The sequence below is a fragment of the Corynebacterium sp. HMSC08A12 genome (assembly GCF_001807485.1).
In the GTDB taxonomy this organism is placed as follows: domain Bacteria; phylum Actinomycetota; class Actinomycetes; order Mycobacteriales; family Mycobacteriaceae; genus Corynebacterium; species Corynebacterium evansiae.
On the sequence record NZ_KV789165.1, the window covers coordinates 63,787 to 77,438 of the forward strand.

At 63.3% G+C, this 13,652-nt stretch carries 14 protein-coding genes; 7 read left to right on the forward strand and 7 right to left on the reverse strand.

Annotated elements, in window-relative coordinates; all coding sequences use genetic code 11:
• Positions 1 to 54 precede the first annotated feature (54 nt).
• Together HMPREF3166_RS00650 and HMPREF3166_RS00655 are read left to right on the forward strand one after the other, a co-directional pair.
• Positions 55 to 1,215, forward strand: coding sequence for an ATP-binding cassette domain-containing protein (locus HMPREF3166_RS00650; protein ID WP_070487242.1), 1,161 nt, complete (start codon positions 55 to 57; stop codon positions 1,213 to 1,215).
• Positions 1,215 to 2,027, forward strand: coding sequence for an ABC transporter permease (locus tag HMPREF3166_RS00655; protein ID WP_070487243.1), 813 nt, complete (start codon positions 1,215 to 1,217; stop codon positions 2,025 to 2,027). The genes HMPREF3166_RS00650 and HMPREF3166_RS00655 overlap by 1 nt, the downstream gene beginning before the upstream one ends.
• A 93-nt stretch (positions 2,028 to 2,120) precedes the next feature.
• Here HMPREF3166_RS00655 and HMPREF3166_RS00660 read toward each other — a convergent pair whose 3' ends face one another.
• From HMPREF3166_RS00660 to HMPREF3166_RS00680, 5 genes are all read right to left on the reverse strand, one after another.
• Entirely contained in the window at positions 2,121 to 2,663 is a 543-nt protein-coding gene (locus HMPREF3166_RS00660) for a MarR family winged helix-turn-helix transcriptional regulator (protein WP_035004760.1), read from the reverse strand.
• A 166-nt stretch (positions 2,664 to 2,829) separates the two neighbouring features.
• The gene (gene cls, locus HMPREF3166_RS00665) at positions 2,830 to 4,341 is read right to left on the reverse strand and encodes a cardiolipin synthase (RefSeq protein WP_049049719.1); all 1,512 of its coding nucleotides are present in this window, start codon (positions 4,339 to 4,341) and stop codon (positions 2,830 to 2,832) included.
• Between the two features lie 3 nt (positions 4,342 to 4,344).
• Complete coding sequence (locus tag HMPREF3166_RS00670) at positions 4,345 to 5,145, reverse strand: exodeoxyribonuclease III (protein ID WP_035004756.1); 801 nt, start codon at positions 5,143 to 5,145, stop codon at positions 4,345 to 4,347.
• 11 nt (positions 5,146 to 5,156) lie between these two features.
• Positions 5,157 to 6,242 carry an N-acetylglutamate synthase, CG3035 family gene (locus HMPREF3166_RS00675; RefSeq protein WP_070487244.1) on the reverse strand — a complete coding sequence of 362 codons (1,086 nt, stop codon included), beginning with the start codon at positions 6,240 to 6,242 and terminating at the stop codon, positions 5,157 to 5,159.
• Entirely contained in the window at positions 6,235 to 6,816 is a 582-nt protein-coding gene (locus HMPREF3166_RS00680; RefSeq protein WP_035004751.1) for a peptide deformylase, read from the reverse strand. The genes HMPREF3166_RS00675 and HMPREF3166_RS00680 overlap by 8 nt, the downstream gene beginning before the upstream one ends.
• A gap of 25 nt (positions 6,817 to 6,841) precedes the next feature.
• Between HMPREF3166_RS00680 and HMPREF3166_RS00685 the strand changes: the two genes are divergently transcribed.
• The 3 genes from HMPREF3166_RS00685 (at position 6,842) to HMPREF3166_RS00695 (ending at position 9,055) form a co-directional block, all read left to right on the forward strand.
• Positions 6,842 to 7,054, forward strand: coding sequence for a DUF3263 domain-containing protein (locus HMPREF3166_RS00685; protein WP_035004749.1), 213 nt, complete (start codon positions 6,842 to 6,844; stop codon positions 7,052 to 7,054).
• A gap of 64 nt (positions 7,055 to 7,118) precedes the next feature.
• On the forward strand, positions 7,119 to 7,826 hold the full coding sequence (locus HMPREF3166_RS00690; RefSeq protein WP_070487246.1) for a LytR C-terminal domain-containing protein: 708 nt from the start codon (positions 7,119 to 7,121) through the stop codon (positions 7,824 to 7,826).
• A gap of 50 nt (positions 7,827 to 7,876) precedes the next feature.
• Positions 7,877 to 9,055 (forward strand): glutamate--cysteine ligase, encoded by a 1,179-nt coding sequence (locus HMPREF3166_RS00695; protein WP_070487247.1) that lies wholly within the window; start codon positions 7,877 to 7,879, stop codon positions 9,053 to 9,055.
• A gap of 10 nt (positions 9,056 to 9,065) precedes the next feature.
• Here HMPREF3166_RS00695 and HMPREF3166_RS00700 read toward each other — a convergent pair whose 3' ends face one another.
• Both HMPREF3166_RS00700 and HMPREF3166_RS00705 read right to left on the reverse strand, forming a co-directional pair.
• Entirely contained in the window at positions 9,066 to 9,686 is a 621-nt protein-coding gene (locus HMPREF3166_RS00700) for a hypothetical protein (RefSeq protein WP_070487248.1), read from the reverse strand.
• Between the two features lie 169 nt (positions 9,687 to 9,855).
• Positions 9,856 to 11,271, reverse strand: a complete 1,416-nt coding sequence (locus tag HMPREF3166_RS00705; RefSeq protein WP_070487249.1) for a dipeptidase — start codon at positions 11,269 to 11,271, stop codon at positions 9,856 to 9,858.
• A 232-nt stretch (positions 11,272 to 11,503) separates the two neighbouring features.
• On the opposite strand from HMPREF3166_RS00705, the gene groL reads away from it, so the two are divergent.
• Positions 11,504 to 13,147, forward strand: coding sequence for a chaperonin GroEL (groL, locus tag HMPREF3166_RS00710; protein ID WP_035004731.1), 1,644 nt, complete (start codon positions 11,504 to 11,506; stop codon positions 13,145 to 13,147).
• 269 nt (positions 13,148 to 13,416) lie between these two features.
• Complete coding sequence (locus HMPREF3166_RS10120) at positions 13,417 to 13,548, forward strand: PorACj family cell wall channel-forming small protein (protein WP_161799464.1); 132 nt, start codon at positions 13,417 to 13,419, stop codon at positions 13,546 to 13,548.
• Positions 13,549 to 13,652 lie beyond the last annotated feature (104 nt).

A 13,652-nucleotide genomic window follows, 5' to 3' on the forward strand; every position in this document is an offset into this window, starting at 1 on the left:
TTGTGTGCCCACAAAGTCTGCTTAAACTCCCCTTATTGTGGCAGACTAGAACGCATGATTACGGTCAGTTCCCTAACCAAAGCCTATAAAGGCAACACGGTAGTCAACGATTTGAATTTTGAGGTCTCACCCGGAATCGTCACCGGGTTCTTGGGACCCAACGGTGCCGGCAAGTCCACCACGATGCGAATGATCGTGGGGCTGGATGAGCCGACCAAGGGAACTGCCCGCATTGATGGCAAGGCATATGCCGAGTACAAGCGCCCGCTGGAGAAGGTCGGCACGCTGCTGGATGCCAAGTGGGTCCACCCCAACCGCAGCGCCGCGGCACACCTGCGCTGGGTCGCCGCTGCCAACGGATTCTCTAAAAAGCGCGTGGATGAAGTCCTGGGCATCGTGGGTCTGAGCGACGTGGCGGGCCGCAAGGCCGGCAAGTTCTCGCTGGGTATGGGCCAGCGCCTGGGCCTGGCCTGCGCGCTGCTGGGCGACCCGGAGGTGCTGATCCTGGACGAGCCCGTGAACGGCCTGGACCCGGAGGGCATCCGCTGGGTGCGCGATTTCGTTCGGGCTCTGGCGCGAGAGGGCCGCACCGTGCTGATCAGTTCGCACCTGCTCAGCGAGATGGCACAGACCGCCGACCACCTGATCGTCATCGGTAAGGGGCGCCTGGTGGCAAACCAGAGCACCCACGAGTTCATCAAGTCCACCTCCGAGGTATCTACCGTCGTGCGCACCGACCACATCGCGGAGATGAAGGCCGCGCTGACGGAGGAGTCGGTGGCGTTCCAGGAGGGGAAGGATCTGGACGGCCGCCCGACGCTCACCATCCCGCAGCAGGAAAGCGACTGGATCGGTGCCCTGGCTTATAGCTACGGGCTGCGCCTGCGCGAGCTGTCGGAGAAGCGCCCGAGCCTGGAGGACGCATACCTGCGCATGACTCAGGAGCACGTGGAGTACCACGCCAGTGTCGAGTCCGACAAGCTCGAGGCCGGTAAGGCTGAGGCCAAGCCTGGCAAGACCGAGGCGGCAGCCAAGCCCGGCGAGACCGAGGCTGAGACCAAGCCCAGCAAGCCCGAGGCCGCGGAAAAGGCCGCTCCCAAGGTGGTGCCGGAAGCGGCGGAGTCCGCAGGTGGGCGTCATAAAGAAAAGGGCGCTAAAGAAAGCAGCGAGGCAACCGGCAACGCCGTGCGCGTGCAGAAGGAAGGGGACAAGTAATGGTGAACCTGATCAAATCGGAGCTGATTAAGCTCCGCAGCACCAAAGCCCTGTGGTGGACTTCCGGGTTGATCCTGTTCTTCTCGCTCGGCTTCGCGCTGCTTAACGGCGGCATGACCGGCTCGCTGCTGACGAGCGAGGAGGCGCAGAAGGACCCAGAGCTGTACATGTCCGTCGTCGCGGGCGTCGGTGCTGACATGGGCCTAAGCGGTTTCCTCTCCTTCGGCATGATGATCGTGATGATCCAGGCCGTGATGCTGGTGACCACCGAATACGGCGCGAACACCAGCAAGACCACCCTGCTGGCCACCCCGACTCGCTGGCAGGTGCCGATCGCAAAGTTCCTGGTCTACGGCGTGATCGCCTCGATCCTTGCGTTGATCTCCAACGTGGTGGGCACGGTTCTCGCCAAGTGGTCGCTCGGCTGGAATCTGGAGGATGAAGAGCTGCTGGGCAAGGTCGGCCTCGGCGCCGATGGCCTGTGGGAGCAGATCGGGCGCATCGAGCTGTACCTGCTGCTGACCATCGCCGCCGCCATCGGCGTGGGCTACCTGGTGCGCAACACCGCCGGCGGCATCGCAATCATGCTGCTGTGGAACCTGGTGATCGAGGGCACGCTGGTGCAGCTGGTGCCGAAGATTCGCGACTGGCTGCCGCCGTACATGCCGTTCACCAACGCCGAGGCGTACGTCGGAATGCGGGATCTCGACGGGGCGCCGTGGGGTCAAACCGGCTCGATCCTGTACTTCGCCGCCTGGTGTGTGGTGCTCTTCATCGTCGGCGTAGTGACGCTAAAGAAGCGGGACGCTTAAGCACCTTTTCTTAGTGACGCCCCCTTCGCCCCACCGGCCCTGAGATGCCAGGTGGGGCGTTTTAGCTTTGGGGCTGGTTTGGCGTCTTCGGGGCTAGTCCGGGTTGCGCTGCAGATCGTCGACGAGGGACTCCGCAGCCAGGGAGAGGTTCCGCAGGGCGGGCACACCACGGCGCAGCTTTGCGATGTCGCGCGCATCCATTCGGTCGGTGGCCTTAGTGATGATGAGCGCCCACTCGTCGGTGATGGAGTTCATCATGTCTACGCCCTCGTCCGTGAGATACAGATCCTGGGCTCGCTTATCCTCCGGGTTGGCCTGGCGGCGGATCAGCCCGCCGTTGATGAGGCGGCGCACGGTCGCCGAGACGTTAGAGGCGCGGAGGAAGCGCAGGCGGGCGACGTCCGACACACCGCATCCCGGGTGTTGGGAGATGAACTGCAGAACCTCGATTTCCGACTGGGAGATCTCCAGCGACTGGTTGGGGCGCTCCATCAGGCGGCGGGTGGCGGAAAGAAAGTCATACACTGCCGTGGCGATCTCTGCGACGTCGATCTCCGGCAGGATTTCGGGTGCCTTACGGCCGCGTACCGGGGGGTGGGAAGGCGTCTGCGGCGACTTCTGGGGTGACGGGGTCATCGGGCGAAACTTTCTTTTTGTGTGCGTATGTAAGTAACTTGTGATTCACCCTATATGACGGCAAAAGTGCTATTGCACTAATCGGCGATAATGAAAACAATCAATTCGCCAACACGAGGCTTTACTGCAGCGTTAGTGCAGTACTACTGCAGCGCGCTACTGTGCGCTACTGCAGCGCGCTCGTCAGGCGCGCGACGTTATCCACATACTGCTTGTACAGCGGGCGGGTGCTCCACTGCTCCTCGGTCAAAAGGGCGGAGCGTTGCCGGTAGTCATCGGTCAGGGAGCGCAGCGCATCCAGCAGCTCGCCCTTGCCGACCATCAGCGAAATCTCGTAGTTCAGGCCGAAGCTGCGCATATCCATGTTGGAGCTGCCCATCACGGCTATCTCTCCGTCGGCGATGGCGAACTTAGAGTGCAGGACCTTCGGGTAGGGGTACAGGTACATGTGCACCCCGGCTTTCAGCAGCTCCGAGTAGTACGAGGCCTGCGCGTGGCCCACCATCGGCTGGTCTGACTTTTCGGAGACGTACAGCTCCACCCGAACTCCGCGGTAGCAGGCGGTGGTCACGGCTTCCATGAGGGACTCATCGGGGATGAAGTACGGGCTAATCAGCTTGAGCGTGTGCTTGGCGTGGTGCGCTATGGAGGTAAACAGACGCAGGTTCGGCTCCGTGGTGAAGCCGGGGCCGGAGGGCACGATCTGCATGATGTCCGCGCCGGTATCTTGGTCGTGCGTATCCAGCCACTGCTTGGCATCGGTGGGGTTGATGAGGTCCAGTTCCTCGTTGGTTTCGGTGAACCAGTCCACGGCGAACACCGAGTTGATGGTGCTGACGATGGGGCCAGTTAGCTCCGCCATTACGTCCACCCATTCGCGGCCGATCTTGTGGTTCTTCGGCTTCTGGTACGGGGCCTCGATCATGTTCTGCGAGCCCATGAAGGCCACCCGGCCGTCCACGACCACCAGCTTGCGGTGGTTGCGCAGATCGGGGCGGCGGAAGCGCCACTTGAACGGCTGCAGGGGCAGCATGACCTGCCAGTCCACGCCCATGGCCTGCAGCCTCTTACCCAGCTTCTTGTTGCCCTTGTACTTGTGCGCGCCGATGTGGTCCCACAGCACGCGCACGGTCACTCCGCGTTGCGCGGCCCGGCCGAGCGCTTCGAAGAAGGGCTCGGTCGTATCGTCCCAGGCCATGATGTAAATTTCGACGTTTACGTAGTCTTCGGCCGAGTCGATCGCGCGGGTCATCGCGGCGATCGATTCCTCGTAGTCCGAATGCAGGGCCTGCATGGTGCCGTTCACGGCGGGCAGTGCGGTGAGCTCCCGGTTGAGTCGCACCAGCGAACGCAGCTCGTCGCTGAGCTCGCTGCCCTCGGGGACGTCGGGCTCGTCGGCGCTCATCGTGCGGATCAGTTCGTTCGCCTGGTTCTGAATGCGGTGGCGCCGTCGGTTGATCGCTGGGGATCCCATCAGCAGGAATAGGAAGATGCCGATAAAGGGGATCAGGAAGATGGCCAGCAGCCAGGCCATGGCGGACGTTGGGCGTCGTTCCTTAGGAACCCAGCCCAGCGCAAAGATCTTCAGCGCGTAGTCCAGGACGACCAGTGTGACCTGCCACCACTGCAAATCGTCCGTGAACTCGCTAAACAGGCCGAGGAGGTCGGGGAAGGGCATGATTTAGGCCTCGCCATCCACGCTGTAGTCCACGATCACTGGCGCGTGGTCAGAGGCACCCTTGCCCTTGCGCTCGTCGCGATCCACACGCGCGGCGGTGGGAGTGATTCCGCGGGCATACTGCAGATCGATGCGCATGCCTTCGCCCTTCTGGAAGCGCATGGCCTGGTAGTCCCAGTAGGTGTATTCGTCGGCGATCAGGTCCGTTGCGGCGGTCATTCCCGCATCCTCCAGGGCACGCAACCGGGCGCGTTCGTTGGGAGTCACGTGCGTGCGGCCGTCGAAGAAGCTGCGATCCCACACGTCCTCGTCGCGCGGGGCGATGTTGTAGTCACCGACCAGGCACAGCTTCTCGCTGCTCTTTCTTTGGGACGCCCCCACGCCCGAACCCGCCGCATACGCCGCGAGGGCGTCGAGCCACCGCAGCTTGTAGGAGTAGTGCGGGTCCGCGATCTCGCGGCCGTTCGGAACGTACAGGCTCCATACCTCCACGCCGCCACAGGTTGCGCCGATGGCGCGGGCTTCCAGCGCCTGTTCGGCATCCAGGTCCTTGTTGAAGCCGGGCTGGCCGAAGTCGGTTTGCACGTCCGCCAGGCCCACGCGCGACAGGATGGCCACGCCGTTGAAGCTGTGCAGCCCGAAGTGGGCCTGCTCGTAGCCCGTGTCAGTGAAGTCGGGGAACTGCTTGTCCGTGCATTTGGTCTCCTGCAGGCACAGCACGTCTACGTCGCTGCGCTGCAAAAACTCGCGCACCCGATCCTCGCGGGTGCGTACGGAGTTGATGTTCCAGGTGGCGATGCGCATGGTTTAGCATTCTAGCGCGTGCGCAGACTACGGCTGCGGTGGTGTTCGCTGAAACCCAGCTTGTGGTACAGCGCCTTTCCGGCGGTGTTGGAATCGATAACGTCCAGGTAGGCGCGCTCCGCGCCGTTGTCCGCGCCCCAGCTGAGCAAGTGCTGGCACAGGAGGGTACCCAGGCCGCGGCGGCGAAACTCCGGGGCCACCGCCACGGCAGAGTATCCCAGCCAGCCGTCGGTGATGGTGGCGCGGGTGATGGCTGCGAGTTGGCCGTCGACGGTGAGGCGGGCGAAACCCAGCTGGCCGTCGATGCGGTGGCACAGTAGGTCCAGGGCCTTCTTCGGCAGGGGTTGGCCGCGGAACTTGTACATGGAGAACCAGTCGGCATCCGGGGTGTCGTCGACTGCCAGCTCGATCTGCGCGTCGGCCAGGGACGGATCCAGCGCGCAGGTCTGGGACGTGTCCAGAGCCGGAGCCGGAGCCTGCGGCGAGTCTTGCGCCGAGAGCCGCGCCGAGTCGCCGAGCTCCTTGCTCATCACCAGGATCTCCGGGCCGCGTTCGCCCGGCAGGTGTTCGGCGGGTCGGCCGATCCGGTCGGGGATCATCAGTTGGCAGGGCAGGTCGTGGGAGCGGTAGAACTCCTCCAGCTGCGCCAGCGGAACCTCCTGCAATCCGGCACTCGGCCCGATGGGCACGGCGGAGTTACTGCGCTCGGTGATGCCATCGCCCGCGCGCGCCAGCCACCCGCCGATCATCTGGTTTTCGATGCCGGGGAAGGCCGCGGCCTTGGCGGCTTCGAGGGCGCGGATGTCGCTATTGCGCACTGGCTTGGCGCTGAGGGTCTTCAGCACCACAACGTCCTCGTCGGCGATCACAAGGTCGTCCACCTGCAGCGGGCTTATGTTGCGCAGCACGCCGATCGCGTCGGTGACGGAGCCTGCCCCGTGGCCGGAAGCGGCATCGCCCGGCACACGGTAGCGCACGACCACTCGCGTGCCCGGGCGGATACTCACGGGGTCGGTGCGGCGGCTGATGGGGAACCCGAAGCCCTCCACGCGCCGGGCACCTGCGTGGGCGGCGGAGAACGTTGTGTCTTTATTCATGCCCGAAAGGATCCTCGTCCACGCCGGGGGTCCAGGTGTTGCCCGCGTGGTCCCAGCCCTCGGCCTTGATGGCCTTCTTGGACTTGCGCTTCCACCGGCCGATCAGGGTGTCGGTGTACAGGAAGCCATCCAGGTGGCCGACCTCGTGCTGCAGGCAGCGGGCGAAGAAGCCGGTGCCTTCGACGGTGACCTCCTCACCGTTTTCGTCCAGGCCGGTTACCCGCGCCCAGTCCGCGCGGCCGGTGGGGAAGGAGTAGCCGGGGACGGATAGGCAGCCTTCCTCGTCTTCCTCCTCGTCCGGCATAGTTTCCGGGATCTCGCTGGTCTCGAGCACGGGGTTGATCACGCAGCCGCGGCGCATCTCGCCACGCTCGGTATCGGGGCAGTCGTAGACAAAGAATCGCTTGTTTACGCCCACCTGGTTGGCGGCCAGGCCCACGCCGTTGGCGGCGGAGAGCGTTTCGTACATATCCGCGATCAGCGGGGCGAGGTCGGCGATCTCGCTGGGGTCCACCTTGGTGGTGGGGTTGTGCAGTACAGGGTCGCCACAGATGACGATAGGCATGATGGTCATAACAGACAGTCTAGAATCTAGTTCCATGTTGTCAGACCGAGAGATCGCCATTTTGGAGTTTGAGCGCCGCTGGTGGCGGGATGCCAGCGCGAAGAACGAGCACATCCGCGGCGAGTTTGGGGTGGATCCGGTCCGCTACTTTCAGCAGCTCAACCGGCTGATCGAGCGCCCGGAGGCGCTGGACTTCGACCCCGTCCTGGTACGCATGCTGCTGCGCCGCCGTGACGAAGAGCTCTGACGAAGTGTAAGGCACAGCGCGTGTCAGGTTTGTTACCGATGTTACGGAAGTTAAACTTTGTGGCGTGACTGAACCGAATCGACCACGCCATGCACTCGACGACGACGCGGATAATGAGAACCTCGGCCTCCCGCTGCGCGGCCTAGCCATGATCCTGATTGCCGTAGCCGTTCTGCTGATTGGCTGGGGCGTATTCTCCCTGTCCGGCAATGATTCCGATGAATCCGAGCAGGCAAGCCAGACCCAGCAGACGCAGGGCCAGCAGGGCGAGCAAGCTAAGCAGGGTGAGAAGCCCTCCGCCCCCGAGGGCGAAGATCCCAAGCGCCCGGACGCGGAAGATGCCGAGAAGCCGAAGCCGGAAGGCGAGCGTGATAACCGGGAGGGCGATCGCGCTGACGAGAGTCGCGATGGTGATACGGCAGCGGCGGAAGGTGGCGTCAATAAAGAAGACACCTACGTAGCCGTCCTCAATAACAGTCCCATCAACGGCCTCGCCGGCGACGTCGCCAACAAGATGCGCGACCAGCAGTGGAACAAGACCGGTGTGGGCAACCTACCGGACGAGTCGGGTGTCTTTCCGACGTCTGTGGTGCTCTACCCGAAGGGTAATGACGCCGAGCGTCAGCTGGCCGAGCAGCTCGCCAAGGATCTGGGGATCCAGGCGCGCGAGCGTGACGAGGCTACCGACCGAGCCATCGAAGGCGTAGAGATGCTGGAGGGGGAGCGTCCCGCGGGTGTTGTGGTTGTGACAACAAATGACATGCCCCGCTAAAGTAAAAGCGTTCTTTTAACTTCTGTCTACATATCTTCTAAGGGGCCGCAATGGACTTCCCGGGTTCCGCACCTTCCGTCGGCATTGAGTGGGAAGTCGCCCTCGTCGACTCCGAAACCCGCGACCTGGTTCCGCGCGCCGCCGAACTGATAGAGCGGATGGACGAGGTGCACCCCGGCCACAAGGTCGTCCGCGAGTTCCTGGCCAACACCGTGGAAATGGTCTCCAGTGTGCACGACACGATCCCGGAGGCAGTCGAGGACCTGCATGTGCAGGCGAAGCAGCTGCTGGAATGTGCGGATGACATCGGGGTGAACCTGTTTTCCGCGGGCACGCACCCGTTCGCGCACTGGGGGGATCAGCAGCTCAGCGAAAAGGGGAGCTACCAGGAGATCATCGAGCGCACCCAGTACTGGGGCCGTCAGATGCTGATTTGGGGGATTCACGTGCACGTGGGCGTGGGCTCCAAGGAAAAAGTGTGGCCCATCATCAATGCGTTGATGACGCACTACCCGCACATCCTGGCCATGTCCGCCAGCTCGCCCGCCTGGGAGGGGCTGGATACCGGCTACTCCTCCAACCGCACCCTGCTGTACCAACAACTGCCGACTGCGGGCGTGCCCTACCAGTTTGAAAACTGGGAGCAGTGGGAGGAATTCAACCGGGATCAGGACCTATCGGGAGTGATCAACCACACCGGCTCCATGCACTTCGACGTGCGCCCCACCAAGTACGGCACGGTGGAAACCCGTTTTGCTGATGCCACGATGGAGCTGTGGGAGCTCGCCGCCATCGCCGCCTACACCCACTGTCTGGTGGTGTACTTCGAGCGCCGCCTGGACGCTGGCCACGAGCTACCGACCCTGCAGCCCTGGCACGTGGCGGAGAACAAGTGGCGCGCGGCCCGCTATGGCCTGGACGCGCTGATCATTACCGACCGGGAGACCAACGAGGCGCTGGTCACTGACGAGCTGGACGCCTGGGTGGATAGGCTCGCCCCGCTGTCCGAGGAGCTGGGATGCGCAGCGGAACTGCAGGATGTGCGCAAGCTGATCGCCCGTGGCGGAGACTATGCGCTGCAACGCGCCGCGGCCCGCGAGCACGGTGCCGCGCCGGAGCCCGGCACCCGCACCCGTGGAGACGACGGGGTAGAGGGCGGCTTCACACAGCCGGAGGCGTGGATCGCCGCGGTGGACCTGACGGTCGATTCCCTGCGGAAGTCGCTGTAGGTTCGCGCTGCTAGAAGTGCAGGCGGGCAGCCGCGTTGCACAGGGCGTTGGCGATAGAGGTATCGCGGTCCGCGCCGAAACCAACCGCCCACACGCGCTTGGACTTGTGCACCGCGTAGATGAAGGTCACGGTGGCCTCGAAGATGTCGTATTGGTGGAACTCCGCGACCTCCACCGGGAAGCCGTGGTCAGCCAGGATCTCCGTCGTTGCCGAGGAGGCGCCCATTGCGGTGATTTCCACGCGGGTGGACTGCCCGTCGGCGCGCAGGCCGCTGACCTGCATGTCGAAGTCGTGGCGCCCCAGGGAGCGGCGGGTGGCCTTCAGGTAGTCCACGCGGATCGCGCCGGGCGCGTAGGTGCGGATGAACTTCTTCCACTCCATGCCCCGCGCTTCCTGGCGCATGCCTACTGGCAGGCGCTGGCCGAAGCGGGCGCGGAACGGATCCTCCGCGAAGGTGCGGGTGCGCTTGCGGCGCTTCTCGATGCGGGTGTGCACCGGCTCGCTGTACGTCTTCGCGGTGGAACGGCGACCGCTGGGGAGCGGGGTGTATACAGGCGCGTCTAGATCTAGGTTCTGGTCCGAGCTAGCGAAGCGGATCAGGGTCGTGGTGTTCGTAGAGGAAACGTTCATGATGACTCGATTTTCTGGAACAAGATCTAGTTGGCCTTGGGCACCCTCTGAATGGGTGCCCAAATAAAGTTGGGTACCTATATAAAGTACTGCTAGTTAAATAATGTAATCCGTCTCACTCTGAGATTCAAACTGTTGCCTATTTCTCATTAGGTGAGATTCTGGGCGGCTAGCTGTGCTCCTCTGCGGTGCGCAGCAGGAACAGCAGCTCGGCCGTCGCGATGGCCTCGATCTCGTCCGGATCCACGGACTCGTCCGCGGAGTGGATGGCGCACTTCGGCTCCTCAATGCCGTACAGCGCAAGCTCTGCCTGCGGGTACGCGCTCAGCAGCTTGTTGGTCAGCGGGATCGACCCGCCGGAGGCAACCTCCATCGTCTCCTTGCCGTACACTTCGCCCAGTGCCTCGCCGAGTCGCTGCAGCGCCGGGCCGGAGGTATCCGCCTGGAATGCCTCGGCCAGGGAACCGCGCTCGATCTCCACCAGCGCGTTCGTCTTCTGGCTTTCCAGGTGCTTGACCAGCAGATCCTGGCACTCTTGCGGCTCGCGTCCCGGCGGTACGCGCAGGCTCACCACGGCCGCGGCGGTCGCGGGCACGGAGTTCACCGAATCCGCCACCGACAGCGCATCCAGGCCTGTGATCGTGATGGACGGATTCATCACCGTCAGGTCGTTCGGCTGCCACTCGCCGGCGCCGTACAGCTCCACGCCGTCGGTTACCCCGGCGTTGTCGCGGAATTCCTGTTCTGTTGGTCCGACGCCACCCCAGCGCTCCTTCGGCTCCAATCCCGGGACGGCCACCAAACCGTTTTCGTCGTGGAGAGTGGATAGGAGCTGCACTAGCTCAACCAAGGCATCCGGAGCCGAGCCGCCGAACTGGCCGGAGTGCATCGGCTGTGCCAGCGTGCGGGTGCGCACTGTGACCGGCGCGGAACCGCGCAGCGCGGTGCACAGGCTCGGCTCGCCCAGGGCGTCATTGCCGGAGTCGGCAATGAGGAAAGTGTCGGCGGCGAAAAGCTCCGGCTTTTCGGCCAGCAGGTCCTCCAGGCCATAACCACCGCGCTCCTCCGAGCCCTCGACGACGATCCGGATGCCGAGATTCTTGGCGGCGGGGAAGTGGGCGTCCGAAAGAATAGAAAGAGCACGCAGCACAGCAACGTGCATTGCCACGTGGCCCTTGCAGTCGGCGGTGCCGCGGCCATACCAGCGGCCATCGCGCTCAGTGAGGGTCCACGGGTCATCGGTCCACGCTTCGATGTCGCCGGCGGGCTGCACGTCGAAGTGGGAGTACAGGAGGATGGTGGGGTAGCCCTCGGCGGGCTCGCGCAGGCCGATGACGGAGGTGGAGCCGTCGGTGGTGACGTGGCCTTCGACGGGGATGCCCACGCTGGTGAATGCGTCGATGACCCACTGCGCGGCAGCGGCATTGGCATCTTCCAGGCCCGGGGTGGAGTGGACCGACTCGAAGGAGACGAGAGTTGTGAGGTCTTTCTTCAGCTGCGGCATCTGCTCCGCGATGGCGGTGCGGGCGAGGTCTAGCTGCGAGGTGTTGGATGCGCTATTGGATTCACGGTTGGTATCGCTCATAGATAACTACTGTAGCGACCGGACTGGACAGCCGATGTGCGTGCACGGCACCTTGCAGACGATGGGGGAGAGTGCTAAAAACGGGGTTAGCACTTGAACTAAGGGAGTGCCAGAAAATAACCGTCAGATGAAGTGAGGGTGAATGTCGCGACATTCATTCACCCGTGCCGTCGCGGGCGCTTGATCTGAGCCGTATGTGTCGCCAACTCTAAACGGAGGATCGAAAAGCCTCATGGCTAAGATGATTGCATTCGACGAAGAAGCACGCCGCGGACTGGAAAAGGGTCTGAACACCCTGGCAGACGCGGTTAAGGTAACCCTCGGCCCGAAGGGACGCAACGTCGTCCTGGAGCGCAAGTGGGGCGCCCCGACGATCACCAACGACGGTGTGACCATCGCTCGCGAAATCGAGCTGGAAGACCCCTACGAGAAGATCGGCGCCGAGCTGGTCAAGGAAGTCGCCAAGAAGACCGATGACGTCGCTGGCGACGGCACCACCACCGCTACCGTCCTGGCACAGTCCCTGGTACGCGAGGGTCTGCGCAACGTTGCCGCTGGCTCCAACCCGATGGGCATCAAGCGCGGCATCCAGGCTGGCGTGGAGAAGATCACGGCGGAGCTGCTGAGCCACGCCAAGGAGATCGAGACCCAGGAGCAGATCGCCGCTACCGCCGGCATCTCCGCTGCTGACGAGAAGATCGGCGAGCTGATCGCCGAGGCTATGTACAAGGTTGGCGACGGCCAGCTGAACAAGGACGGCGTAATCACCGTCGAGGAGTCCAACGCCTTCGGCGTGAACCTCGAGGTCACCGAGGGTATGCGCTTCGACAAGGGGTACATCTCCGGCTACTTCGCCACCGACGTGGAGCGCGGCGAGGCTGTGCTGGAGGATCCGTACATCCTGCTGGTTAGCTCCAAGATCTCCAACGTGAAGGATCTGCTGCCGCTGCTGGAGAAGGTCATGCAGTCCGGCAAGCCGCTGCTGATCGTTGCCGAGGACATCGAGGGCGAGGCTCTGTCCACCCTGGTTGTTAACAAGATTCGTGGCACCTTCAAGTCCGTTGCTGTGAAGGCTCCGGGCTTCGGCGACCGCCGCAAGGCACAGCTGCAGGACATCGCGATCCTGACCGGCGGCCAGGTCATCGCCGAAGAGGTTGGCCTCTCCCTGGAGACCGCAGACCTGCCGATGCTGGGTACCGCCCGCAAGGTCGTGGTGACCAAGGACGATACGACCATTGTCGACGGCGCAGGCTCCGCAGAGCAGCTGGCTGGCCGCATCAAGCAGATCCGCCAGGAGATCGAGAACGCGGACTCTGACTACGACGCAGAGAAGCTGCAGGAGCGCCTGGCTAAGCTGTCCGGCGGCGTTGCAGTGCTGCAGGTCGGCGCTGCCACCGAGGTGGAGCTGAAGGAGCGCAAGCACCGCATCGAGGACGCTGTGCGCAACGCTAAGGCAGCCGCGGAAGAGGGCATCGTCGCCGGCGGTGGCGCAGCCCTGCTGCAGACCGCCAACGTGCTGGACGACAACCTGGGCCTGGAAGGCGACGAGGCTACCGGCGTGCAGATCGTACGCGCGGCCCTGGCAGCCCCGCTGAAGCAGATCGCTCACAACGCTGGCCTAGAGCCGGGCGTAGTCGTGGACAAGGTTGCCAACCTGCCGGTAGGCGAGGGTCTGAACGCTGCAACCGGCGAGTACGTCGATCTGCTGGGTGCTGGCATTTCCGACCCGGTGAAGGTCACCCGTTCCGCGCTGCAGAACGCTGCTTCCATCGCGGCACTGTTCCTGACGACCGAGGCTGTCGTCGCGGACAAGCCGGAGCCGGAGGCACCGGCAATGCCGGGTGCTGACGAGATGGGCGGCATGGGCGGCTTCTAAGCCCCGTGTAAAACAGTTAAAAATAGCTGGTTTTCCTAGATTTAACCTAGGTGGACTCGCCGTAAAAACAACCCCTGAGCTGGATCTTTATTGAATCGTTACCCCCTGGTGGGGGGTGGATTTAAAGAAGGTCTCGCCCAGGGGTTGTGGCTTTTCGCAGATCCGCTACTCTATTCTCCAGACGGCCTAGAGGGGGCGTCACTACCACAAGAAAATTATCGGGCTCAGAGGAACTGGCGCCCCCAATCTCTACAAGAGGAGAAACTAGTATGTTCGAGCAGATCAACAACATCTTCACCCAGCTGACCGACTTCTTCGGCGGCTTCAAGAGCATCTTCGAGGGCCTGGGCAAGGTTGCCGGCGTTATCAACGAGTGGGTTAACGGCAAGGCTGAGAAGTAAGCTTCCGCTTAACAGCTAAAACCCCGGCTTCGGCCGGGGTTTTTTCATGCCTTTCCTACCCCGTATGGTTCCGGCACATCTGTATAGCTGGGCCAAAACCACTA

Coding starts and splice junctions, on each gene's coding strand:
- HMPREF3166_RS00650 (WP_070487242.1), top strand. CDS start 55: ATGATTACGGTCAGTTCCCTAACCAAAGCCTATAAAGGCAACACGGTA.
- HMPREF3166_RS00655 (WP_070487243.1), top strand. CDS start 1,215: ATGGTGAACCTGATCAAATCGGAGCTGATTAAGCTCCGCAGCACCAAA.
- HMPREF3166_RS00660 (WP_035004760.1), bottom strand. CDS start 2,663: ATGACCCCGTCACCCCAGAAGTCGCCGCAGACGCCTTCCCACCCCCCG.
- cls (WP_049049719.1), bottom strand. CDS start 4,341: ATGCCCTTCCCCGACCTCCTCGGCCTGTTTAGCGAGTTCACGGACGAT.
- HMPREF3166_RS00670 (WP_035004756.1), bottom strand. CDS start 5,145: ATGCGCATCGCCACCTGGAACATCAACTCCGTACGCACCCGCGAGGAT.
- HMPREF3166_RS00675 (WP_070487244.1), bottom strand. CDS start 6,242: ATGAATAAAGACACAACGTTCTCCGCCGCCCACGCAGGTGCCCGGCGC.
- HMPREF3166_RS00680 (WP_035004751.1), bottom strand. CDS start 6,816: ATGACCATCATGCCTATCGTCATCTGTGGCGACCCTGTACTGCACAAC.
- HMPREF3166_RS00685 (WP_035004749.1), top strand. CDS start 6,842: ATGTTGTCAGACCGAGAGATCGCCATTTTGGAGTTTGAGCGCCGCTGG.
- HMPREF3166_RS00695 (WP_070487247.1), top strand. CDS start 7,877: ATGGACTTCCCGGGTTCCGCACCTTCCGTCGGCATTGAGTGGGAAGTC.
- HMPREF3166_RS00700 (WP_070487248.1), bottom strand. CDS start 9,686: ATGAACGTTTCCTCTACGAACACCACGACCCTGATCCGCTTCGCTAGC.
- HMPREF3166_RS00705 (WP_070487249.1), bottom strand. CDS start 11,271: ATGAGCGATACCAACCGTGAATCCAATAGCGCATCCAACACCTCGCAG.
- groL (WP_035004731.1), top strand. CDS start 11,504: ATGGCTAAGATGATTGCATTCGACGAAGAAGCACGCCGCGGACTGGAA.
- HMPREF3166_RS10120 (WP_161799464.1), top strand. CDS start 13,417: ATGTTCGAGCAGATCAACAACATCTTCACCCAGCTGACCGACTTCTTC.